The sequence below is a fragment of the Acidovorax sp. Leaf73 genome (genome assembly GCF_916855635.1).
Taxonomy (GTDB): domain Bacteria; phylum Pseudomonadota; class Gammaproteobacteria; order Burkholderiales; family Burkholderiaceae_C; genus Acidovorax; species Acidovorax facilis.
Window position 1 is genome coordinate 320,065 of the sequence record NZ_CAKASI010000003.1, and the last position, 21,969, is coordinate 342,033.

Here is a 21,969-nt window from a genome sequence, read left to right on the forward strand (position 1 = left end):
ATTCAGGAGACAACATGGACACACCACACACTTCCCTCCAGCGCCGCCACCTGCTGCTCGGTGCCGCTGGCGCCGCCGCGCTCACCAGCCCGCTGTCGGTGCTGGCGCAGTCGAACGAAGACATCGTGATTGGCGGCTCTATCCCGCTCACGGGTGTGTTCGCGTTTGCTGGTGTGGGCATCAACGCCGGCATTGGCGACTACGTGAAGATGCTCAACGACGCGGGCGGCATCAAGGGCCGCAAGGTCAAGTATGTGCCCGAGGACACGGGCTACAAAGTCGATGTGTCAGTGGCTGCGTTCAAGAAGATCACCAGCCAGAACAAGGTCAACCTGTACTACGGCGACTCCACGGGCTTCTCCAAAACCATCAACCCCGAGCTGGACCGCAACGGCAACATCCTGATGGCCGGCGCGTCGTTTGCCACCGAACTCAACGACCCCAAGAAGTACCCCAACCAGTTCCTCGTGGGCCCCGACTACACCGAGATGTTCGGCATCCTGCTCAAGCACATCGCCAAGGAAAAGCCTGGTGCAAAGGTGGCCTTCGTGTACTCCGATTCGGAATTCGGCCGCGACCCCATCGAGTCCAGCGAAGCCATGGCTAAGCAGCTGGGCCTGTCGGTGCCCATCAAGATCATGACGCCCGCCGGCAGCGTGGATGTGTCCACCGAAGTCATCAAACTGCGCCGCGCGGCTCCCGACTACACCATCTTTCACGGCTACATCCTCGCGCCCATCCCCGAGTTCATCACCCAGGGCAAGCAGCAGGGCATGACCAGCAAGTGGATGGGCACCTTCTGGACCATGGACAGCTCCACCGTCATGAAGATGGGCGACGCCGCCGACGGCTTCATGGGTGTGATGCCCTACCGCTACTACTACGACACCGAGAAGGCGCCGATGCTGGAGAAGATCCGCGCGCTGCGGCCCGAGTACCAGAGCACGGCCTACATCCAGGGTTTTCTGGCCGCGATGCTGTTCACCGAGGCAGCAAAGCGCACGCTGGACGCTGGCAAGCCCCTCACAGGCCCCAACCTGAAGGCCGCGCTCAACTCCATCAAGGACTTCGACACCGGCGGGCTGATCGGCGTGCCGATCACCATCAGCGGCAATTCGATCCCCGTGGGCCGTGTGTACCGCGCCGATATGAAGGCGCAAAAAATGGTCGCAGCATCGGACTGGATCAAACTCTGACACTGCCTGCGCCATGACCCAGCCAACCCCGGCCCACGTCCTCGAAGTCAACAACATCGAGGTCATCTACAACAAGGTGGTGCAGGCCCTGCGCGGCCTGTCGCTGGCTGTGCCGCGCGGGCAGATCGTGGCGCTGCTGGGCAGCAACGGCGCGGGCAAAAGCACCACGCTCAAGGCCATCTCGGGCCTGCTGGCGCTGGAGGATGGTGTGGTCGAAAGCGGCAGCATCCACTTCAATGGCCAGCCCACGGCCGCCGTGGCCCCGCAGCAGCTGGTGCGCAACGGCCTGAGCCATGTGATGGAAGGCCGCCGCGTGTTTGAAGACCTCACGGTCGAAGAAAACCTGGTGGCCGCGACCTATGCGCTCACGGGGAGGAAAGGCGCAACACCGGATTTCGACCTGGTCTACAGCTACTTTCCACGTCTGCATGAGCGGCGCAAGGGCCTGGCCGGTTATCTGTCGGGTGGCGAGCAGCAGATGCTGGCCATTGGCCGCGCGCTGATTGCGCAGCCCCAGCTCATCCTGCTCGACGAGCCCTCGCTGGGCCTATCCCCGAAGCTGGTGGAGGACATCTTCACCATCATCGCGCGCATCAACGCCGAGCGGGGCACCAGCATGCTGCTGGTGGAGCAGAACGCCACCGTGGCCCTGGCCGTGGCACACCGGGGCTACATCATGGAGAACGGCAAGATCGTGATCGACGGCACGGCCGAGCGCCTGGCCAACGACCCGGACGTGCGCGAGTTCTACCTTGGCATGGGCGGTGGTGGCGAGGCGAAAAGCTTCAAGGACATCAAGCACTACAAGCGTCGCAAACGCTGGCTGTCATGAGCACACTCCCCGACCTCACTCTGCCCCAGATGCTGCGCGAGCGCGCACGCACCGACGCGCAGCGCATCGCCATCCGGCAAAAGGACTTCGGTATCTGGAAGCCCTTCACCTGGGCGCAGTACCACCAGCGTGCCAGCCACTTCGGCCTGGGGCTGCGCGCTCTTGGCCTGCCTCCGGGCGGGCATGTGGGCGTGATCTCCGAGAACCGCATCGAATGGGTGCTGGCCCAGATGGGCGCGGGCCTGGTGGGTGCCGTGACCGTGGGTGTGTACCCCACCAGCCCCACCAACGAGGTGGCCTATGTGGTGGGCCATGCCGACATCGAGATCATGGTCTGCGAAGACCAGGAGCAGACCGACAAGCTGCTGGCTGCACTGCCCGAGCTGCCGCGCCTGAAAAAGATCGTGGTCATGGAGACCAAGGGCCTGCGCAGCTTTGCGCCCGAGGTGCGGCAGTTCATCACCACGTTTGACGAGGTGGAACAGCTGGGCGCAGCGTCGGGCCAACAAGCCATCATCGACGAAGCCCTCGCACGCCAGCGGCTCGAGGATGTGGGCCTGATGATCTACACCTCGGGCTCCACCGGCAAGCCCAAGGGCGCGATGATTTCGTACCGCAACATCCGGGGCGTGGTGCCCGGCATCGTGGACCGGCTGGAGCTGTCGCGCGAGACCACCCACCTGTCGTACCTGCCGCTGTGCCATGTGGCCGAGCAGATGCTGACCAGCTTTGTGCCCGTGTACATCGGCTCGCAGGTGAACTTTGGCGAGTCCATCCGCACCGTGCAGGAAGACCTGCGCGAGGTCGCTCCCACCATGTTCCTGGGCGTGCCCCGCATCTGGGAGAAGCTGCACGCGGCCATCCACATCAAGCTGCAGGAAACGGGTGGCCTGCGCCGCGCGCTGTTCCACAAGGCCTACAACGCCTGCAAACCGCTGGCCGAGAAGCCGCGCAGTGCCTGGAGCGCTGCCGACAAGCTGACCTTTGCCGCCAGCTACTGGTTGGTGTTCCGCGCGCTGCAGAACTTCATCGGCCTGCGCAATGCCCATGTGGCGCTCACGGGCGCCGCGCCCATTCCGCCCGATGTGGTGCGTTTCTTCCGCGTGCTCGGCGTGCCGCTCATCGAGGTGTATGGCCTGACCGAATCCACCGGCATGGTCACGGGCCACCGGTTGGACCGTGTGGTGGTGGGCACCGTGGGCGTGCCCACTCTGGGTGTGGAACACCGCATTGCCGACAACGGCGAATTGCAGCTCAAAGGCGAGATGGTGTTTGCGGGCTACTACAAGAACCCCGAGGCCACGGCCAGCAGCATCATCGACGGCTGGCTGCACACCGGCGATGTGGTGCGCGAAGAGCAAGGCCAGATCAAGATCGTGGACCGCCTCAAGGACATCATGATCACGGCCGGCGGCAAGAACCTCACGCCGTCCGAGATCGAGAACACGATGAAGGGCAGCCCCTTCATCAAGGAATGCATCATCGTGGCCGAGGCGCGCAAGTTCGTCGGCGCGCTGGTGATGATCGACTACGAGACCGTGGGCAAGTGGGCCGAGGCGCGGCGCATTCCGTTCACGCACTACCGCTCGCTGGTGGAACACCCGGAGGTGCGCGGCCTCATCGATGCCGAAATCAACCGGGGCAACCAGCGCTTGGCGCAGGTCTCGCAGATCCGCAAGTTCCACCTGTTCACCAAGGAACTGGACCACGACGATGGCGAAGTGACCGCAACGATGAAGGTGCGCCGCGCAAGCATCTACAAGACCTACGCGGCCGAGATCGAGGCGCTGTACCACTAGCCCGGGGCTCACCGCTTGCTGCCTAAATTACTATCAAAACAGGAGCTTTCAGCGCTTATCCATCAAGCGCTAGAGGCCAATTTGACATGAAAACCGCCGCCGCCGACCCGACCGCCCCCCTGCTGCTGGAACGAAACGGCGCCATCGCCACGCTGCGTTTCAACCGGCCCGATGCGCTCAACGCCATCGACGTGCCCATGGCCAACGCCGTCCTCGCCGCCGTGCAGACCATTGCCGCCGACCCTGGCGTGCGCGCCGTGGTGCTGTGTGGCAACGGCCGGGGTTTCATGGCCGGTGGCGACCTGGCCACGCTGCGCGCCGACCCGGTGCAGGGTGCCATCGACATTCTCACGCCGCTCAACGCAGCACTGCTCCTGCTGGCGCAGATGAACGCGCCCGTCATTGCGCAAGTGCACGGTGTGGCCGCCGGCGCGGGCCTGAGCCTGCTGCTCATGGCCGACTACGTGATCGCCGCCGAAGGCACACGCCTGAACCTGGCCTACATCAACCTGGGCACCAGCTGCGACGTGGGCGCCTCGTGGGCGCTCCCACGCATTGTGGGCCTGCGCAAGGCGCTGGAGATCGCGCTGCTGGGCGAAGCCTTCACCGCCGACGACGCGCTGCGCCTGGGCCTCATTAACCGCATCGTGCCTGCCGCCGAACTGGACAGTGCCACCACCACCCTGGCCCAGCGCCTGGCCGCCGGACCTACCGTGGCCTACGGCGCGATGAAGCGCCTCATGCGCGCATCGATGGACCGCACTCTGCCCGAACAACTGGCGGCCGAAAAAGACGCCTTTGTGCACTGCGCGGGCACCGAGGACTTCCGTGCGGGGGTGGAGGCCTTTCACCAACGCCAAAGCGCGCAATTTGTGGGCCGCTGACGGGCCATCGCTACGGCGGCGCCCCCTTCTTTCATGGCCTCTGCCGTAACACGTCACCGCGCGCCGCCATCAACACCATGGCTGGAACACTGAGTTGTCAGTCGGCCCATTGATCCAACCGTTCTCGGACCACTACAGTAGAGCTTGCCCCACGATCTCCTGCAGTCCCAGCACATGACGCCCCCTGCCTTTGTGCACCTTCCCGAACTTCAAGGACGGCTCATCCCCGCCCACGCCTGCGGACTGCGGTTGACCGACGAGGTCCTGGCGGAATGGGACGCGCAGGCGCGCAGCCAGGGCCTGCCCATCGATTGGCGCCTGCCCGACGGCGACGTCGAACGCTCGCGCCGCCAGGTGCTGGCGGGCGTGTCCGAACGCCGGGACGACCTGTGGGTGTTTGCGTATGGATCGCTGATGTGGAACCCCGGCCTGGAGTTTGCCGAAGTCCGCAGGGCGCACCTGCCGGGATTCGCCCGGCGCTTTGCGCTGAGCACCACCATCGGCCGGGGCACACCGGATTGCCCCGGCCTTGTGCTCACGCTGCAGCGCGACGCAGCGCAGTCTTGCGACGGGCTGGTGTTCCGCATTCCGGCCTGTGCGGTTGAAGAGGAGTCGCGCCTGCTCTGGCGCCGCGAGATGATCACCGGCGCCTACTGCCCCGCCCTGCTGCCATTGCAGACGCCACAGGGTGCTGTCAACCAGGCGCTGGTGCTGACGGCCAATACAGCCCATCCACACTACCGGGGCGACCTGTCCATGCAGGCCACCGCCGCCACCATAGCCAGCGCCTGTGGCCGCATCGGCAGCAACCGCGAATACCTCGATCAGCTGGTCGCGCAATTCGGCGTGCTGGGCATCAAAGACCCGTATGTGCATGCGCTGGCGGAGATGGTGCAGACGGCCTGCTGAACGGGCTTCCGAGCGGGTGGTGGCGCAATACCTACCCGTGCCGGTGTAGCGCAGCACATGATCAAGGTACCCCTGTTGTTCATGGAACAATGGAATGGAAATCCCTCTTGTTGCCAGCGCTTTGACCGCCCAGCGAGGGGCGCATTTTGTGAATCCAGGCCGCCCAACGCCTCCTACGGAATCTTTCTTCCAGCGCTTTCATGAAAAAAATACTCCGCATTGCCGCCGTTCTTGTTTCGCTGGTTGCGCTGGCCAGCCAAGCAGCCCCACCTCCACCCGCTCCCGTCTCCAGCATCATCGTCATGCCCTGGGATCTGAATCAGAACCAGAACCTGCCCCGCGAACTCAAGGCCCAGGGCTTCAGCCACGCCACCGTCTATCTCAACTGGTCCGATATCGAAAGTCGCAAGGGCCAGTACGAATTTGCCCAGTACCACCGCCATCTGGATGCCATCGTCAACGGCGGCCTGTCGCTGCTGCTGGTCATTGACATGGGTGGACGCCCCTACAAGGACGAGACGGGCCAGCTCGTGCCCAACATGTCCACCGTGCCGCAATGGATCACCACGGCGCATCCAGACATGGCGATGCGCAATTTCTCGGGCGACCCCAGCTGGCAGCCCGACTTCACCGATGCGTCGATCAGGAAGTATGCAGACCCATTCATTGCACAGACGGTCGATCACTTCTCCAAGCGCTACCCCGGCAAGGTCCTGGGCTACGCCATTGGCCTGCAGGAAGAGCACGAAATCAAGTACGGGCAGATGGGCTACCAGTGGCGGGACTACAAGGAGTCCACCCAGGATGCGTTTGCCAAAAAGTACAACGCCAAACAGCCCATCATCAACTACAACAACCACATCGCAGCAGGTGTTCCTAAAGCAGAGCCCCTGCTGCACGCCCACAAGGAATTCCGGGAAACCCGGCTCCAGGAAGCCACCTGTGCCTACGCCAATGTGATCCGGAGCAAGGGGGCAGAGGCGATTGGCTACTTTGCAGAAACCTTTACCTCCCACGACGCCATCTACGCCACGGGTGTCGTCGAAAAGCTGGCCCCGTGCATTGACATCGCAGTCATCGACTTCAATTTCTACGATGGCTATGGGCTGGTGGCAGACCCCGATGTGTTGCCCACGCTGGCCAACTACATGGGTTCACTGGGCTACAAGAAAGTCATGGTGGGCGCATATGGTGAGCGGTGGGAAGCAGCCAAGAAGACGCCAGAGCTGATCCCCGTCATCCAGCAGGCGGTGGCCCAGTCGCTGGCCCAGCCCCATGTGATGGGCTACGAGATCGGAGGCTTCCACCACCAGGCAGGTGGGGGGCCGCTGGCTGGCCTGCAGCTGAACAAGCTTCACGCCCGCATTGCCAAGCCGGGCCCCGCCGTCACAGCGGGCACGGAACGCAGGGTCAGAATTGGCATCCTGGGCTCCACCACCAACTTCCACGTGTGGCACGGTGAGAAAAGCGCGGGCAGAAACACCCACCGCGATGCGCTGTTCGCGTCTTACAAGATCCTGAGCAGCGAGCCCGGCATGCAGGTCCACGTCATCGGCGAAAAGAACCTTCTCGCGGACGACCCCATCATCGGGCAGCTGGATGCCATCCTGGTGCCCCACCAAGTGGCCATGCCGCAAGGCATCAAGACCAAGTTGACCGCCTACTGGAAAAACGGCGGCGCGCTCATTCAAGACATGCGCCTGGGTGAATTCGACGAAAACGGCAAACCCACCTTTGACTGGATGCACGAGGTATTCGGCATAGCCAATGTCGAGTGGAAGAAGAATGGCGGCATCTTCCTGATCGACGGCAAGGTCTACCGGCTCAAGCCTTCAAAACACTTGTACGCGGGCTACGCGTCGATCACGCCCCGCACCGGGTACCAGGTGCTGGCCACAGAACTGCTTCAACGGGAACAAGGCATCTTGGTGAAAGGCGAACGCACTTTGGCATTCGGGTTCATGCCGCAACTGGTCGCCGATTCAACCCAGGATGCGTGGAAGAAACTGTTTGTGCGCGAGATTGCAAAAGTGGCCACCAAACGGCCTGCATTGCAAAACTGAAAACCCGCCAGACTAGGGCCCGGAGGCCCTGGGACCACAGGCTTCATGGCGCCAGCGCGTCTTCAATCTTCCGAGCAAGAGCGGCCGCCATGAGCTGGCTCCCAGCCGTAGTGAAATGGCCTGGGTCGATGTACATCTGTACCCCCTTGTGGTTGATATAGCAGTACTGAGCATCGCAAAGCTCATCCAGCGTGTTCAACACATGCACGCCTTGCAGCCCGCCAATCACCCGTTCCACCATGGCGTCGTATTCCCGTCTTTCCGCATCGACAGCATCCCTGGCCCGCAAACATTCAGCGGGCTCGCGGCGCAAGGCGGGCCGGACATCACCAGCGCAGCCTGTCACATTCAGCAACACCGAATGAATAGGAATGGACTTCACCAACACCACTTTCTTCTGTTTGGCCACCAGCCGCTCCAGGGTGCGCCGCAGGCCGCGCTCATACGCCTGGGTCGATGTCTCGTCGGGCCCAGCACCCCGGATACTGCGCAGGCTATTGCCCGTGAAGTAAATCAAGTACACATTGGACAGGACAACCAAGCGGACGTCTGAATCTGACTCCAGGCGGCGCAATACCTGTTCCGTCATCTCCGGGGTACCCACATGTTCTGGATGCGGCATATAGCCCGGCCGGTATCTGACACCATCAAGATAAGGCCAACCCGGCGTGGACGCGACCTCCAGCCGATTCCCATACAGCAGCGAAAGGCCGTAGAACAAGTGCCCTGCATTGCTGTCACCCACCAAGGCTATCTTCCCCTGGCTTTTTATCTCTGGCTTGTCGTAGGCAGTCAGTGCCGCATTGGGGTAGGGCACGCCTGTCAACGGAACCTTGCCTGCAAGCCCAAGCCAAGCGATCCCCCCTGCCACCACCATCAGTGCCAAGAGCAGGACCGCAAGAAGCCTCTTGTTTTTCACATGTCTGGCCAACGGTCTTTCAATGCCGTGGTAGGTAAGCACGGCCAGAAGGATCGAAGCCAGAACCGCCAGATTTCGATGGGATGACGACCAACGCCCATCCCCCAGCAGGCGTACAAAAACCAACAGCGGCCAATGCCACAGGTACAGCGGGTAGCTCAGTTTGCCCACATAGACCAATGCGGGGTGCGAAAGCACCTTGCGATTGAACCAGGCGCCAGGCCCAGCTTGCACCAGCATTGCGGTGGCCATTACCACTGCCAGGGTGTAGAAGCCTGGAAACGCGTTGGCATCCATGAATACAACCTGGGTAGTGACCAGTAAAGCAATGCCGGACCATCCTGCAACATTCAAGACATCCTGCCGCAGCTTTTCACTAGAAGCACTTGCGGACACCCTGCTTCCAGCTTGCCATTGAATACAGGCCATCACTCCGCCGCAGGCCAACTCCCAAAGACGCCCGAACGGCAGGTAGAAACCCGCAGCCTGGCTTTTGTTGGTGAGGATCAGATTCACCGCCATCGAGCCAAAAACCACGGCAAGAGAGACCGTCACCATGGAACGCTTCGTACGATGCGCCCATAACAGAATCAATGGCCACAACAGGTAAAACTGCTCTTCCACCCCAAGCGACCAAAGATGCAGCAACGGTTTTAGCTTGCTGGCCACATCCCAGTAGCCAGACTCCAGATAAAAATGAATATTGGCTGAAAACAATGCACTGAACAGCGCCGACTTGCCCATTTGGGCATATTCGCCTGGATACATCAGCGCAGGGCCCAGAAGCAGGCAGCCCAGAAGCACCAGGATCAGAGCGGGGAAGATACGGTTGATCCGGCGAACGTAAAAATCCCGAATGGAAAAATCCCCCTGAGCCAACTCTCTGCACAGAATGGATGTAATGAGGTAACCCGAAATCACAAAAAATAGGTCCACTCCAACATACCCATTGGGAAGGCTGGCAGGCGATGCGTGAACCGCAAGGACCATCAATACGGCAATGGCGCGCAATCCATCGATATCAGGACGATATTCAATTTTTTTATCTGTATTCACTGAGCCGCCAAAATTAATTATGATTTTTGTCTAGCCATGTTCATGAACGGCTTTTCAATCAGCTTATAGCTCAAATAAGAAATTGCAACCGTTGCAAAGAAAGACAAAAACATTTGATGGTACTTGTTTTGAACAACAGAAGTTGTCAAAACAATGACTGGATAGTGAATCAAATAGAATGAATAAGAAATATCCGACATCAATTTCACCGATTTCGGATTTTCATACTCAGAATTTTTCAAAATAAGAAATAATGCCGCCACTCCAAGACCTGTGAGGAATATCGGTGACGGAAATATTGGCTCCCATGATTTAAAAAGAACCACGGTCGATACAAATACGGCTAACAATGCTGCTTTGTCATACCTTGGATTTTTGACCGCAATCCACGCACCAAAAAGAAAAAATGGCATCTGGGAAATCGCATTATTTTGAATAAAGAAATACACATATATTCCTTCCATGCTTTTTACCAACGGATGCCATTTGGTACCACCAAACACCCAAACGCATGCAGCGACTACAAAAATCGCTGTAATTTTGGTTGGGCTTTTAAAAAACTTGGCGGCGATGAGAAATGCAATCACATACCATACCACTTCGATGGTCAATGTCCAGCTCACGCTCAAGGCATTATATTTTAAATAAGCTTCTGGAAAAAAATGCTGAAGAAAAAACAAATGAATCAATAGACTTCCAAAGTCCATTGATTCCAATTGAAAATGACCAAAAACCAGAGAAAATAAAACAAACCAGAACAGGTATGCCGGATATATTCTAAAAAATCGATGTTTAATATATTCAATCGCAGAGTATCTAATTGCGCTTTGAATAATCAAATATCCGCTGATAACAAAAAAAATCTGTACCCCAATCCATCCCCCTACAATTCCAAAATATGGAATAGAAACAACCTTCAAGGTATGGAGATGATTCGCAAAAACAAGGAGCACGGCCAGTGCTCTCAAGGTTTCAATGGAGTGATTTTTTGAAGAAATAATACTCATCCAAATATTTTATAGCGAGACAATTAAATATTAACTACCAGAATTGGTAGGTAGGTGTCGCATGCCGGCCAAACCACGGGCAAAACAACCGGCATCTGTTAGGCCAGACACCTCGGCATTCAGGAGAAAGCACCTTCTCAGCTCTCTCACACTCTCCGCTCAAAACGGCGCCGACTCCGGATCCGTATCCACCGGGACTTGCGCAGGGCCCGTCACCACGCCACCAGCGCCACTCTTTCGCGCAGGCGCTGAATTCGTGGGGGCGCGTGATTCCACAGAAGGAGCTGGCATGCTGGCCCCCTCTGAAGCCACCGCAGCTGCCGCACTGGCCACGCCACTCTCCGCCTCTCCGCCCAGCGCCTCGATCAAGTCCGGGATCAGCTTGACCAGCTCGCCGGTGGCAATCGCCACATCGGTATCAAAACCACCGTCATCGGCCTTGGTGCCCTCGAACACGGTGTCCAGGAACGACACTTTTTTGATCTGCAGGCCTTCGGTCAGCATGAAGCTCACGCGGTCGTCCCAGGTCAGTGCCAGCTTGGTGGGCAGCTTGCCGGCGTCGATGTGGGCCTGCACCTCCTCGATATCCAGCGGGTGGCGGGCGTAGCGCACCACGGCTTTTTCCTCGTTGGCGCTTTTGAGTTCGCACTCGCGGTCCACCGTGAAGCCCACGGGCGGCTCCTGTTCCTTGAGCCAGTGGGCCATGGCGGCCTGCGGGCTGGTCTGGGTGTTCAGCAGCGACACCGACAGGCCGGGCAGCGCCTCGACCAGCAGGGTGACCACTTCGTCCGCGCGGCCCTGGCTGGAGGTGTCCAGCACCAGCAGGCGCGAGGTGGTGTCGATCCACACCCACATCGAGCCCTGCTTGGTGAAGGCCATGGGCAGCAGGTCGAGCTTGGCCTCGTCTTTCAGCTCCTTGCTTTCCTTCTTGCCGGGCTTGCGGCCGGTTTCCTGCTCGATGCGCTCGGCCTTTTCTTTCACGCGGCGGGCCAGCACGCTGCCGGGCAGCACTTTGGATTCGACCATGAAGCGCAGGATCCACTGGCCCCCGACCGACTCGGCCAGCGGGCCGTGTGCATCACCGCGCGGGGGCACCCAGCCCAGGGACTTTTCCTGGGTGGCACCACATTCCATGAAGGGCGCCTTGGCCAGGGCTTCTTCTACTTGCGTCAATTCAACCTGCCATTGCGGGGCAATGCGGTACACGATCATGTTCTTGAACACAGATAACCTTTTGTTCGGGAGCGTTGGTGGTGAAGCGCTTTCAGCGAGAGCACTTTCTCTATCGGTGAAGCTGTTGCCAACGGATGATCGAGCGATCGAACCCGTGAGCAAAACAGCCCGCCCGACACGGAACATGCCATTGTCGGTGGTCGTCGGCACGCAGCCTTCGGCCGGAGTGCACAAGCAACGATGGTCGCCTGAATTAGCTATAAATATAATAGCTGCTAGCGCTTTATGGATAAGCGCTAGCGGCCATTTTTTATCAAAACCTTGATCGCGCAGGCCTGCAGCTTCTTGGCACAACTTTACACAGCGTCATCCAACGCGCACGGCCGCGATACATGTGGGGCGGACACTGACTCTCAATCGCCGGAACGGTCGTTCCAGCGAGCCACCCCCGTAAAAGGACCCACACCATGGCTTTCCGCTTCCAACACCGCCTTGCCGCCACCGCTGTTCTGGCCGCGCTGGCCCTGCCTGTTCTGGCCCAGCCTGCCCCGGCCACCCCACCCGCTGCTGGCGCCTCCACAACCGAAGCCGCCCCGCGCTACAAGGCCGGGGAACGGCACGAACGCCACCATGGCGACCGTGCAGAAAAACGTGCCGAACACCATGCCAAACGCCTGGCCGCCCTCAAGGGCCAACTCAAGCTGACCGCCGCGCAAGAACCCGCGTGGACAACGTTCACTGCGGCCATGCAACCGGGCGAACGCCCTGCCCGTCTGGACCGCCAGAACATGGACAAACTGACCACCCCCGAGCGCATCGACCGCATGCGGGCCATGCGCGCCCAGCACGCCGCCGAGGCCGACCGCCGTGGCGAGGCCACCAAGGCCTTCTACGTGGCACTGACGCCCGAGCAGCAAAAAACCTTTGACGCCCAGGCCCACCACGGCCACCGTATGGGAGGCATGGCAGGCATGAAGGGCGACGGCGAAGGCCGACACGGGCACCACGGCATGCGGGGTGGCGAAGGCCGCCATCAGCAACCGCAGGCAGCACCCGCGAAGTAAATCCCCCTCCTGGGACCGCCCTGACGCAGGGGGCGGCTCAGAGGTGGGCGGCGGTTCCCTCTCTTCTTGCCTGACAAAGCCCGGAGTCCTCCACGGACCCCGGGCTTTGTGCTTTGTGGGATGGAAAAGGTTGCCGACGGGCACCCGTTGTGGATAACACTGGGAACAGTTCTGGCACAACTGGACAGTTATCCACACAAAACGGCGATGGCGCGAAGTTGTTGTCTGCGAGCCCCGCTCTTTGTGCAGACCGCCACACAGACTTTGCAGCTGCGCAACCCCGCGCCAGCATTGAACAAATTGGCCTTGTCCACAGAAAGTGGCTTGCTCTACTACTACTGCTATTTATATATAGAACTATAGAAGAATAACCAGAACCCCTCGAAACACCATTCCGCAGCGCACACGCGTTCTGGTGGGCTGCCCCAGAAAGGGGGGCATGAACAAGACCTGGATGCGGACCTCTGTTTTTGGGCACCGCTTTGTTGAGGTGGAGATGGAGCGGCACTTGCTGCACGGCTCCTGCAATTCCTGTTTGCTATCAATAAAGTAGCTAATATCGCTTATGCAGTAAGCGATAGAGCCAATTTTTCGCACAAATTCATGACGAACCAGGGCCGGTGCGCAAGACTGGGGATAGTTCTGGCACAACCACGTGGTTATCCACAGAAAAAGACAGGCGCTGTGTTTTGTCCCCGTTCCCGTGACAACGGCAAGAGGGATCGGTGCACAGGGTTGGCGCACCTGCAAGTGCGCGCTGCGGTTGGGAAAAAAGCGGTTGTCCACATTCCGTGCCGCCTTCTACTACTATGACTATGTATTTATAGACAACATAAGAAGAAGACAGAGGGACAACTTGGGGCACACCCGAGGGCAGGGGTTGTCATCTGGACGGGGCGATGTTTGGGGGCGCACGGGACACAACCCCAGGGAGAAAACCGCAGCCGACCACCGTGCACGGGGCCGGTTGTGGCAAGGCGATCGGGGAAAACGCGGGGCTGTGCAGGCCGTCTACGCAGCCGCAGGGCGCAGGAAGGCCCCCAGGAGGTCCGCAGACAGGGGGCGGCTGAAGAGGTAGCCCTGGTAGAGCTGGCAGCCCGCGCGGGCCAGCAGCTCGCGTTGCTCGGGGGTTTCCACGCCTTCGGCGATGACTTCCAGGCCCAGGCTGCGCGACAGGCCAATGATGGTGTCCACAATGGCGGCGTCGTTGGGGTCGGTCAGCAGGTCGCGCACAAAGCTCTGGTCGATCTTGAGCTGATCGAGCGGCATGCGCTTCAAGTAGCTCAGCGACGAGTACCCGGTGCCGAAGTCGTCCAGCGAGAAGCCCACGCCGTGCGAACGCAGCGCGGCCATGGTGGCGATGGTGGTCTCCATGTCTTCCACCAGCAGGCTTTCGGTCAGCTCCAGCTTGAGCAGGTGGGCCGGTGCCCCGGTGATGGCCAGCACCCGGGCCACGTCGTCCACAAAACTGGCGTGGCGGAACTGGCGCGAACTCACGTTCACCGCCATGGTCAGGTGGGCCAGCTGCGGGTCGGCCTGCCAGGTGGCCAGGAGCTTGCACGCCGTGTGCAGCACCCAGCGGCCCAGTGGCAGGATGAGCCCGGTTTCCTCGGCCAGCGGTATGAATACGGCAGGGGGCACCATGCCGCGCTGCGGGTGGGCCCAGCGCACCAGGGCCTCTACGCCCACACAGCGGCCCGACTGGTGCATCTGCGGCTGGAAGTGCAGCAAAAATTCCTCCTGCGCCAGTGCGGCACGCAGGTCGGTTTCCAGCCCGGCGCGGGCCGTCACCACGGCCTGCATGTCGGGGTCGAAAAAGCGCAGGGTGTTGCGCCCTGCCGTCTTGGCCTGGTACATGGCCAGGTCGGCCTGCTTGAGCAGCTCGCCCACGCTGGTCAACTCGCCGGTGAAGGGCGCGATGCCGATGCTCGGTGTGCTGCGGTACTGGTAGCCTGCCAGCGCATAGGGCACGGCCAGCATGGCCAGGATCTTCTCGCCCACCCCCCGCGCGTGCAGGGCCAGTTCGTGGGATTTGGGGCTCAGCTCTTCCAGCATCACCACAAACTCGTCGCCGCCCAGCCGGGCCACCGTGTCCACGCTGCGCACGCAGGTGTTCAGGCGCTGCGCCACCTGCTGCAGCAGCAGGTCACCCTGGTCGTGGCCCAGGGTGTCGTTCAGGGTCTTGAAGTTGTCGAGGTCGATGAACAGCAGCGCCCCGCCCTGCTGGCGCCGCTGGGCATTGGCCAGCGCATGGGCCATGCGGTCCATGAGCAGCATGCGGTTGGGCAGGCCGGTGAGCGCGTCGTAGAACGCCAGGCGCTGGATTTCACGCTCGCTGGCCTTGCGCTGGCGGATGTCGGTGTTGATGGCGAGGATGGATTGCGGCTGGCCGTCATCACCGCGCACCAGGGTCCAGCGGCCCTCGACCTCGATGGTGCTGCCATCGCGGTGGCGCTGCACGATCTCACCAGTCCACTCGCCTTGCTCCAGCACCGACTGGGTGGCATGGCGAAAGTGGGCGGGGTCGTCGTAAAGCAGGGTCTCGATGGACTGGCCCAGCGCCTGCAGCTGCGACCAGCCGTACAGGCGCTCGGCGCTTTTGTTCCAGAAGATGATGCGGTGTTCCAGGTCGCGCACCAGGATGGCATCCTGCGCCTTGTCCAGCAGCGAGGCCTGGTGGCGGATGCGGGCGTCGGCCAGTTGTCGGTCGATCTCGGACGAAGCGCGCGCGGCAAAGATCTGCAGCGTGGAGGCGATGAAATCCGTCTCAGCAATGGCCTGGCGGAACAGCACGAACACAATGCCCACCACTTCGCCGTCGGCATTGCACAGCTGTTGTCCTGCGTAGGCCTGCGCGCCCACGTAACGGAGCACGGGCGCATCCGGGTAGCGCTGCTGCACCTTGTCGGTCACCACGTACTCGCGCTGCGTCAGCAGCATGAGGCTGGGCGTGCCCTCCAGGCTGTATTCGTCGTTGGGCAGCATCTGGCCGTCCAGCACCGCCGCCAGCGTGACCACCCGGGGTGGTTGCCCTTGCGCTTGGGGCAGCAACCGCACCACGCAGCCGCCCTGGGCCCCCAGGGCATCGGCCATGTTGCGCACCAGCTGCACAAAAAACTCGGTGCCGGTGCTGGCCGACACGGCCGCCGCCACCTTGAGCACCGAGGCCTGCAACCGCTGCTGCGCCTTGTGCGCGCGCAGGCTGGTGATGCCAAAGGCCAGGTCGTTGGAGAGTTCCTGCAGCAGGGCTGCCTCTTCAGGGCTGATCTGCAGAATGTCCGGCGCGTAGAGGTACAGCAGGCCAAAGGTACGGTCGCGGTTGCGATCACGGTCTTGCAAAGGCAGGCAGATCACACCGTGGAAGCCGTGGTCCAGCATGCGCTCGGTCCAGTCGGCAAAGTCGCCTTCGGTGCGGATGTCCTGCACGATCACGGGCTTGCCCGAACGCACCGCCATGCCCGCCGGCCCCCGGCCGTAGGGGTCATCGGCCGACCAGGAAAGCTGCAGGTTTTCGAGGTAGTTCTGGTTGTAGCCCGCGTGGGCTACAGGCTGGATGGACTTGCGTTCGTCGTCCAGCGCAAACCCCACCCAGCCCATGCGGTAACCGCCAATGTCCACGGCAATCTGGCAGATGGCCTGCAGCAGCGCGGTTTCGGAGGTGGCGCGCACCAGGGTTTCGTTGCAGGCGCTCAGAAGGCGCTGCGCACGGCCCATGCGGGCCAGTTCGCGCTCGGTGCGCAGGCGTTCGGTCACGTCGGTGGCCAGCACCTGGCGTGCCGGGCGGCCATTGAAGCTGATGCTGCCAGCCGTGATCTCCACATCCATGAAGCTGCCGTCCTTCTTGACGTGGCGGCTGATCACTGGCTTGTTGCGCTGGTCGATCGCAATCGCATGCAGGGCCTCCCGGATGGTTGCGTGCCGCTCGGCGGGCCACAGGTCGGTCATGTTCATGGCCAGCAGCTCGGCCTCGGTGTAGCCGTAGTGGGTTTCCATCGACTGGTTCACAGCCTGCAGGCGCAGCGTTTCCTTGTCGTACACCCACATGGGATGGGGATGCTCGTTGAACAGCATGCGGTACTGCTGCTCCGACGCCCGGAGCTGCCCGGCCACATGCCGCAGCTGCACCATGGCTCCCAGGGATTCGGTAAGGATCTCCAGGTGCGCCACGTCGCGCCGCGAGAACGCGTTGGGCTTGTCAGACGTCACCTTGAGCGAGCCCACCACCCCCTGCGCCGTGCGCAGCGGCACCGCCATCACGGAGCGCACGCCATGGCGGTGGGGCAGCGAAGCCATGTCCCAGCCCTCGGCCTCGGTGTCGTTGCACACCACGGTGCGCCCTTCGCGCAGTGCGGGCCAGAGCAGGCTCTGGTCCACGGCCAGCAGGTGCCCCACGGGCCGCACATGGTCGCCTGCCGAGGCCTGCGCCACCAGCTGGTGGCCCTGCAACAGCTCCACCAGCGCGCCCCGGGCCAGCGTCTGGCGCAGCACCGTGTCGGCCACCAGTTGCAGCACGTCGGGCAGGGGCATGTCCAGCGACGAGATGCGCTGCTGCACATGCAGCAGCTCGGCATGGTTCTGCGCATCACGCTGCGCGTCGAGCTCGGTCAGCTTCTGTACGCTGATGTCGGTCATGCCGCCCACCATGCGCACGGCCTTGCCGGAGGAGTCGCGGATCAGGAAGCCCCGGTCCAGCACCCAGGCATACGTGCCGTCCTTCCGAAGAAAGCGGTACTCGGCCGACCAGTGGTTGTCGGTGCCATCAATGGCTGCGTGGATGCTGTGGAGGATTTCCTGGCTGTCGTCGGGGTGCAGCCGCAGGGTCCAGGAAGTGCTGTCGGGGGGCAGCTCGTCCAGCGGTACGCCGAACAGGTTCTGCATGCCCTCGTTCCACCACATGGCATCGGTGTGCAGGTTCCAGTCCCACACAGCATCGGCCGTGGCACGCGAGACCAGGTGAAAGCGTTCTTCGCTCTCGCGGCGTGCCTGCCGCGCCTGGTGCTGGACCGAGATGTCCTGGAAGGCGCCCTGGATGCGGATGATCTGGCCATGGGCATCGCGCGCCGCCTGTCCTGCTGTGCGCACCCAGAATCGCCCGCCACCAGGCATGGCCACCTCAGCCTCGACGTCGAAGGGGGTGCCATGGTGCATGCATTCATCAAAGGCCTTTTGCAGGTGCACCCGGTAGGGCGGGGTGTACAGCTGCAGCACCTGGGCCAGGCTGCCTACGCGGTGGGTGAGCCCGTAGGCGGCAGCGATCTCCTGTGACCAAGTTAGTTGGAGGCTGGGGAGCTCTACCGTCCATCCTCCTATGCGCGCAATCTGTCCTGCCACACGCAGCGCATCGCTCTGGGCCAGCATCTCCGCATGCATCTGGTCGCGCTCTTGCACCAGCTGGGCCAGCAGGCGCTTCTGGCGGCGCAGCTCCAGCTGCACCATGGCCTGGCCTGCCAGGATCTTCAGACCGTCGAGCTGCTCGTCCCCCAGCGTGCGGGGCACGGTGTCCAGCACCGCCAGCGTTCCCAGTGCAAAGCCCTCCGGCGTAACAAGGGGCACGCAGGCGTAAAAACGAACACGGGGTTCGCCCACCACCAGCGGATTGCTCGCAAATGCGGGGTGCTGGCGGGCGTCCGGCACCACCACGGCATCGCGGTTGCCATCCAGCGCATGGACGCAAAAGGCAATGGCACGGTCGGTCTGCGCGAAAGGCACGCCCACAGCTGCCTTGAACCACTGGCGCTCGCTGTCTACAAAGTTGACCACGGCCATGGGGCAGCCGCAGACGCGCGCGGCCAGTGTGGCCAACTGGTCAAACGCGTCTTCCGGGGGGGTATCCAGGATGGCGTAGGACTGCAGTGCGTGGAGCCGCGCGGCCTCTTGGGGTGCGTGCGCAGGCGGCATGGTGGTTACGCTGGGGCCAGGCCCAGGGGCACGCATCCGACCTCCAGGCGCCTTGCTGCCTGGGGAGGGTTGTAGGAGGGCCGGAGTTGCGTCAACAAGGAAGTGGAGCGGTAAGGCGGCACATGCCGGACGGCCCAGCCGCTGCAGGAAGTCGCAAACGCCGGGGCCACAACTTGTAATAAAGCAGCAATGCTACACCGCACAGACCCATGTTGACGCACCGCAGCATGCGGGTTTGCCCCAAAGGGGAAACCGGCCCAGCGACCACGGGCAGCGCGGAAACAGTCGCCAAGGCAACCTTCGCGCAGCATCAGGCTTGCTAGCCTGTGTGCCATGCAGATCTCCGAACTTGCCCGCCAGGCCTCGGTGTCCGTCCACGCCCTGCGCCACTATGAACGGCTGGGGCTGATTCGCCCGCACCGCCGGGCCAACGGATACCGGGACTATCCCGCCAGCATCAAGCGCGAGGTGGTGTTCATCGCCATGTCCCGCCAGCTGGGCTTTGCGCTGCCGCAGATTGCCCGGCGGCTTGACGACTACCGCGCCGGTACGCTGGGTATCGACGACATGGTGCTGGCCCTGCAGGAACGCGTGGCCATGCTGGAGCAGCAGATCGGCCAGTTGCAGGCCCAAAAGCAGGTGGTGCTCGACCACCAGGCGTGGCTGCAGGCGCAACAGACACGCAAGCGAGAGACACCCCGCGCCTGGCCGCGCGTGCGGCCCAGCACATCCACCAAGTCCCCCTCCCAAACCCCAACCTCCAGGAAAACGCCATGACTTTGTCTTCGCCATCCCCTTTGCCCACGGCCTCCATCGCCGCATTGCAGGCCTTTGTGCTGGCCATGCCCATGGCCCGCACGCTCGGGCTGCGCTTCGTCCACGCCGAACCGGGCCGGGTTGAGATGGAGATTCCGGTGAGTGAGGCCTTCAGTTTTCGCCCCGGCCAGTTGCAGGCCACGGCTGTGTTTGCCGTGGCCGACTTTGCGGCGGTGGCGGCAGCAGGCAGCGTGTTGCCGCCGGGGTGGACCAATGCCACGGTGGATGCGACCGTGAAACTCGTGGCGCCTGCCCGGGGCGTTTGCCTGCGTGCGCGCGGGCGTGTGGTGGATGCGGGGCGGTTACTCACCGTCTGCGCGTCCGACGTTTTTGCGGTGGACGGGAACGGCCAGGAAACCCTGTGCGCCACGCTTCTGGCCACGGCGCGCAATATCGATCCCGCCGCTGCGCGGTAGGTGGCGGGCCGTCCCGTTCTGCGGTGGGATTACGCCCGCGAGCGCCGCGCCCGCACGGCGGCCGCCAACCCTTCAAGCACCGGCACGGTTTGCGCCAGGCTGATGCAGGCGTCAGTCACCGACACGCCGTGTTGCAGCGGCTGGCCGGGCACGATGTCCTGTCGGCCTTCGTTCAGATGGCTTTCGATCATCAGGCCGGTGATGCGCGCATCACCGGTTGCAATCTGCTCGGCCACTTCTGCCGCCACCGTGATCTGACGCTGGTGCTGCTTGCTGCTGTTGGCATGGCTCACGTCGATCATCACCTGCTCGCGCAGGCCCGCCGCCTTGAGCATGGCGCAGGCAGCATCCACATCGGCAGCGCTGTAGTTAGGCTGCTTGCCGCCGCGCAGGATCACATGGCAGTCCTGGTTGCCGCGCGTCTCAAAAATGGCGGCCTGGCCCATCTTGGTCATGCCCATGAACGCGTGCGATGCCTGCGCGGCCTGGATGGCGTCGCTGGCCACCTTCACGCCGCCATCCGTGCCGTTCTTGAAGCCCACGGGGCACGACAGGCCACTGGCCAGCTGGCGGTGGCTCTGGCTCTCGGTGGTGCGCGCGCCTATCGCGCCCCAGCTCACCAGGTCGCTGATGAACTGTGGCGAGAGCAGGTCCAGAAATTCGGTGCCCACCGGCAGGCCCGTGGCCAGCACATCGAGCAGCAACTGGCGCGCCAGCTCCAGCCCTTCGTTGATGGCAAAACTTCCATCCAGGTGCGGATCGTTGATGTAGCCCTTCCAGCCCACCGTGGTGCGCGGCTTTTCAAAGTACACGCGCATGACGACGAGCAGGTCGGCCTGCAGCGCATCCGCCTGTTGCTTGAGCTGGCGCGCGTAGTCCATGGCCTGGTCGTGGTCGTGGATGGAGCAGGGCCCCACCACCACGATGAGCCGGTCGTCCTGCCCGTGCAGGACGCGTGAGATGGCGGCGCGGCTCGATTCGACCAGCGCCTGCGCCGCATCGGGTGCGGGCAGCCACTCCTGCAGCAGCGCAGGTGTAATCAGCGGGCGCACGGCCTTGATGCGCGTGTCATCAATGCGGGTGGTGTCGTGGGTGGAAATGGGGTTGGCGGAGCGGTGTGCGTGGGTCATGGTGGCCCCGATTGTCGCGGAGCCGCCGTTGCCTGCTGGTCAAGGAGGTGGTCACACGGCTCGGAACTGGCGCGGCCCAGGCCAGTGACGCAGAGCAAGGGCCGCCCCGCAGCGAGTGCGTCGTCCCCCTGCCCGCAGCGCGCAGCGATGCGAGAGCGGGGGGAAGCGGCGAAGCCGCTCAGGGGGGTGTCCGAATTCAAGGCCTGCGGAACGCCGCATTCTGCCGCGCCCAATGGCGCGACTGCAGGTGATCCAGCCGCACCGTTCCGCCCGTGGAGGGCGCGTGCACAAAACGCCCTTCCCCCACATAGATGCCCGCATGGTTGGGCTGGCGGCCGGTGCCAAACACCACCAGGTCTCCGGCGCGCAACTCCCCACCGTCGATTCGGTATCCCCAGTTGTTGAGCTGCGCCACCGTGCGCGGCGGCGGTGTGCCGACCTGGTTGCGGTACACGTAACCAATCAGCCCGCTGCAGTCGAAACCCGAGTCGGGCGTGTTGCCGCCGTAACGGTATGGCGTGCCCACCAGGCCCAGTGCGTGGATGGCGATGTCGTGTGCCTGCTCGGCGGTCAGGGGCGGCGTGGTGCGGATCGGGGCGGACGAAGAAGAAGACGTCGAAGGCGGCCGTGAGGTGCCACAGCCGCCCAGGGCCAGCAGGGCGGCGGTGCAGGCGGCAAAGGCCAGACTGTGAAAAACGCGCATGGACCGAAGGGTAACGGATGGAGCCCGGCGCATGCGCTGACGCCGTTCCTGCCTTGGGGATATTGGTCAAAAATGCCGCCAGCGCTTGTACATCAAGCGTTGGC

General features: G+C 62.4%; 15 protein-coding genes. 9 read left to right on the forward strand and 6 right to left on the reverse strand.

Features of this window, described 5'->3' with window-relative positions; translation table 11 throughout:
* Positions 1-14 precede the first annotated feature (14 nt).
* The 6 genes from LPA35_RS11295 to LPA35_RS11320 all read left to right on the forward strand — a co-directional run bounded on the left by LPA35_RS11295 (position 15) and on the right by LPA35_RS11320 (position 7,683).
* Complete coding sequence (locus tag LPA35_RS11295; RefSeq protein ID WP_228897047.1) at positions 15-1,196, forward strand: ABC transporter substrate-binding protein; 1,182 nt, start codon at positions 15-17, stop codon at positions 1,194-1,196.
* A 13-nt stretch (positions 1,197-1,209) separates the two neighbouring features.
* Positions 1,210-2,028 carry an ABC transporter ATP-binding protein gene (locus tag LPA35_RS11300; protein ID WP_228897048.1) on the forward strand — a complete coding sequence of 273 codons (819 nt, stop codon included), beginning with the start codon at positions 1,210-1,212 and terminating at the stop codon, positions 2,026-2,028.
* Positions 2,025-3,827, forward strand: coding sequence for a long-chain fatty acid--CoA ligase (locus LPA35_RS11305; protein ID WP_228897049.1), 1,803 nt, complete (start codon positions 2,025-2,027; stop codon positions 3,825-3,827). Before LPA35_RS11300 ends, LPA35_RS11305 begins: the two co-directional genes overlap by 4 nt.
* A gap of 86 nt (positions 3,828-3,913) precedes the next feature.
* Positions 3,914-4,711 carry an enoyl-CoA hydratase/isomerase family protein gene (locus LPA35_RS11310; RefSeq protein ID WP_228897050.1) on the forward strand — a complete coding sequence of 266 codons (798 nt, stop codon included), beginning with the start codon at positions 3,914-3,916 and terminating at the stop codon, positions 4,709-4,711.
* A gap of 174 nt (positions 4,712-4,885) precedes the next feature.
* Positions 4,886-5,620, forward strand: a complete 735-nt coding sequence (locus tag LPA35_RS11315; RefSeq protein ID WP_228897051.1) for a gamma-glutamylcyclotransferase — start codon at positions 4,886-4,888, stop codon at positions 5,618-5,620.
* A 200-nt stretch (positions 5,621-5,820) separates the two neighbouring features.
* Entirely contained in the window at positions 5,821-7,683 is a 1,863-nt protein-coding gene (locus LPA35_RS11320; RefSeq protein ID WP_228897052.1) for a beta-galactosidase, read from the forward strand.
* A gap of 43 nt (positions 7,684-7,726) precedes the next feature.
* On the opposite strand, the gene LPA35_RS11325 is transcribed toward LPA35_RS11320, so the two are convergent.
* The 3 genes from LPA35_RS11325 to LPA35_RS11335 form a co-directional block, all read right to left on the reverse strand.
* Positions 7,727-9,658, reverse strand: coding sequence for an acyltransferase family protein (locus LPA35_RS11325; protein WP_228897053.1), 1,932 nt, complete (start codon positions 9,656-9,658; stop codon positions 7,727-7,729).
* Positions 9,659-9,675: 17 nt separating this feature from the next.
* Positions 9,676-10,665, reverse strand: a complete 990-nt coding sequence (locus tag LPA35_RS11330) for an acyltransferase (protein ID WP_228897054.1) — start codon at positions 10,663-10,665, stop codon at positions 9,676-9,678.
* A gap of 159 nt (positions 10,666-10,824) precedes the next feature.
* Positions 10,825-11,889 carry a recombination-associated protein RdgC gene (locus tag LPA35_RS11335; RefSeq protein WP_228897055.1) on the reverse strand — a complete coding sequence of 355 codons (1,065 nt, stop codon included), beginning with the start codon at positions 11,887-11,889 and terminating at the stop codon, positions 10,825-10,827.
* Positions 11,890-12,305: 416 nt separating this feature from the next.
* On the opposite strand from LPA35_RS11335, the gene LPA35_RS11340 reads away from it, so the two are divergent.
* A complete protein-coding gene (locus LPA35_RS11340) occupies positions 12,306-12,902 on the forward strand; it encodes a Spy/CpxP family protein refolding chaperone (RefSeq protein WP_228897056.1) in 597 nt (198 codons plus the stop codon).
* A 1,011-nt stretch (positions 12,903-13,913) separates the two neighbouring features.
* Here LPA35_RS11340 and LPA35_RS11345 read toward each other — a convergent pair.
* On the reverse strand, positions 13,914-18,800 hold the full coding sequence (locus LPA35_RS11345; RefSeq protein WP_228897057.1) for an EAL domain-containing protein: 4,887 nt from the start codon (positions 18,798-18,800) through the stop codon (positions 13,914-13,916).
* Between the two features lie 333 nt (positions 18,801-19,133).
* Between LPA35_RS11345 and LPA35_RS11350 the strand changes: the two genes are divergently transcribed.
* Positions 19,134-19,577, forward strand: a complete 444-nt coding sequence (locus LPA35_RS11350; RefSeq protein WP_121421742.1) for a MerR family DNA-binding transcriptional regulator — start codon at positions 19,134-19,136, stop codon at positions 19,575-19,577.
* Positions 19,574-20,032: a PaaI family thioesterase gene (locus LPA35_RS11355; RefSeq protein WP_176887660.1), complete on the forward strand. Its 459-nt coding sequence runs from the start codon at positions 19,574-19,576 to the stop codon at positions 20,030-20,032. Before LPA35_RS11350 ends, LPA35_RS11355 begins: the two co-directional genes overlap by 4 nt.
* Positions 20,033-20,061: 29 nt before the next feature.
* Here the strand turns inward: LPA35_RS11355 and LPA35_RS11360 are convergent, their stop codons facing one another.
* Entirely contained in the window at positions 20,062-21,162 is a 1,101-nt protein-coding gene (locus LPA35_RS11360; RefSeq protein ID WP_228897058.1) for a 3-deoxy-7-phosphoheptulonate synthase, read from the reverse strand.
* Between the two features lie 196 nt (positions 21,163-21,358).
* Complete coding sequence (locus LPA35_RS11365; RefSeq protein ID WP_176887658.1) at positions 21,359-21,865, reverse strand: C40 family peptidase; 507 nt, start codon at positions 21,863-21,865, stop codon at positions 21,359-21,361.
* Positions 21,866-21,969: the final 104 nt, after the last annotated feature.

What these genes read in the sequence shown, in the direction of transcription:
- LPA35_RS11295 (WP_228897047.1), top strand. Translation starts at nt 15, where the DNA reads ATGGACACACCACACACTTCCCTCCAGCGCCGCCACCTGCTGCTCGGT.
- LPA35_RS11300 (WP_228897048.1), top strand. Translation starts at nt 1,210, where the DNA reads ATGACCCAGCCAACCCCGGCCCACGTCCTCGAAGTCAACAACATCGAG.
- LPA35_RS11305 (WP_228897049.1), top strand. Translation starts at nt 2,025, where the DNA reads ATGAGCACACTCCCCGACCTCACTCTGCCCCAGATGCTGCGCGAGCGC.
- LPA35_RS11310 (WP_228897050.1), top strand. Translation starts at nt 3,914, where the DNA reads ATGAAAACCGCCGCCGCCGACCCGACCGCCCCCCTGCTGCTGGAACGA.
- LPA35_RS11315 (WP_228897051.1), top strand. Translation starts at nt 4,886, where the DNA reads ATGACGCCCCCTGCCTTTGTGCACCTTCCCGAACTTCAAGGACGGCTC.
- LPA35_RS11320 (WP_228897052.1), top strand. Translation starts at nt 5,821, where the DNA reads ATGAAAAAAATACTCCGCATTGCCGCCGTTCTTGTTTCGCTGGTTGCG.
- LPA35_RS11330 (WP_228897054.1), bottom strand. Translation starts at nt 10,665, where the DNA reads ATGAGTATTATTTCTTCAAAAAATCACTCCATTGAAACCTTGAGAGCA.
- LPA35_RS11340 (WP_228897056.1), top strand. Translation starts at nt 12,306, where the DNA reads ATGGCTTTCCGCTTCCAACACCGCCTTGCCGCCACCGCTGTTCTGGCC.
- LPA35_RS11345 (WP_228897057.1), bottom strand. Translation starts at nt 18,800, where the DNA reads ATGCCGCCTGCGCACGCACCCCAAGAGGCCGCGCGGCTCCACGCACTG.
- LPA35_RS11350 (WP_121421742.1), top strand. Translation starts at nt 19,134, where the DNA reads ATGCAGATCTCCGAACTTGCCCGCCAGGCCTCGGTGTCCGTCCACGCC.
- LPA35_RS11355 (WP_176887660.1), top strand. Translation starts at nt 19,574, where the DNA reads ATGACTTTGTCTTCGCCATCCCCTTTGCCCACGGCCTCCATCGCCGCA.
- LPA35_RS11360 (WP_228897058.1), bottom strand. Translation starts at nt 21,162, where the DNA reads ATGACCCACGCACACCGCTCCGCCAACCCCATTTCCACCCACGACACC.
- LPA35_RS11365 (WP_176887658.1), bottom strand. Translation starts at nt 21,865, where the DNA reads ATGCGCGTTTTTCACAGTCTGGCCTTTGCCGCCTGCACCGCCGCCCTG.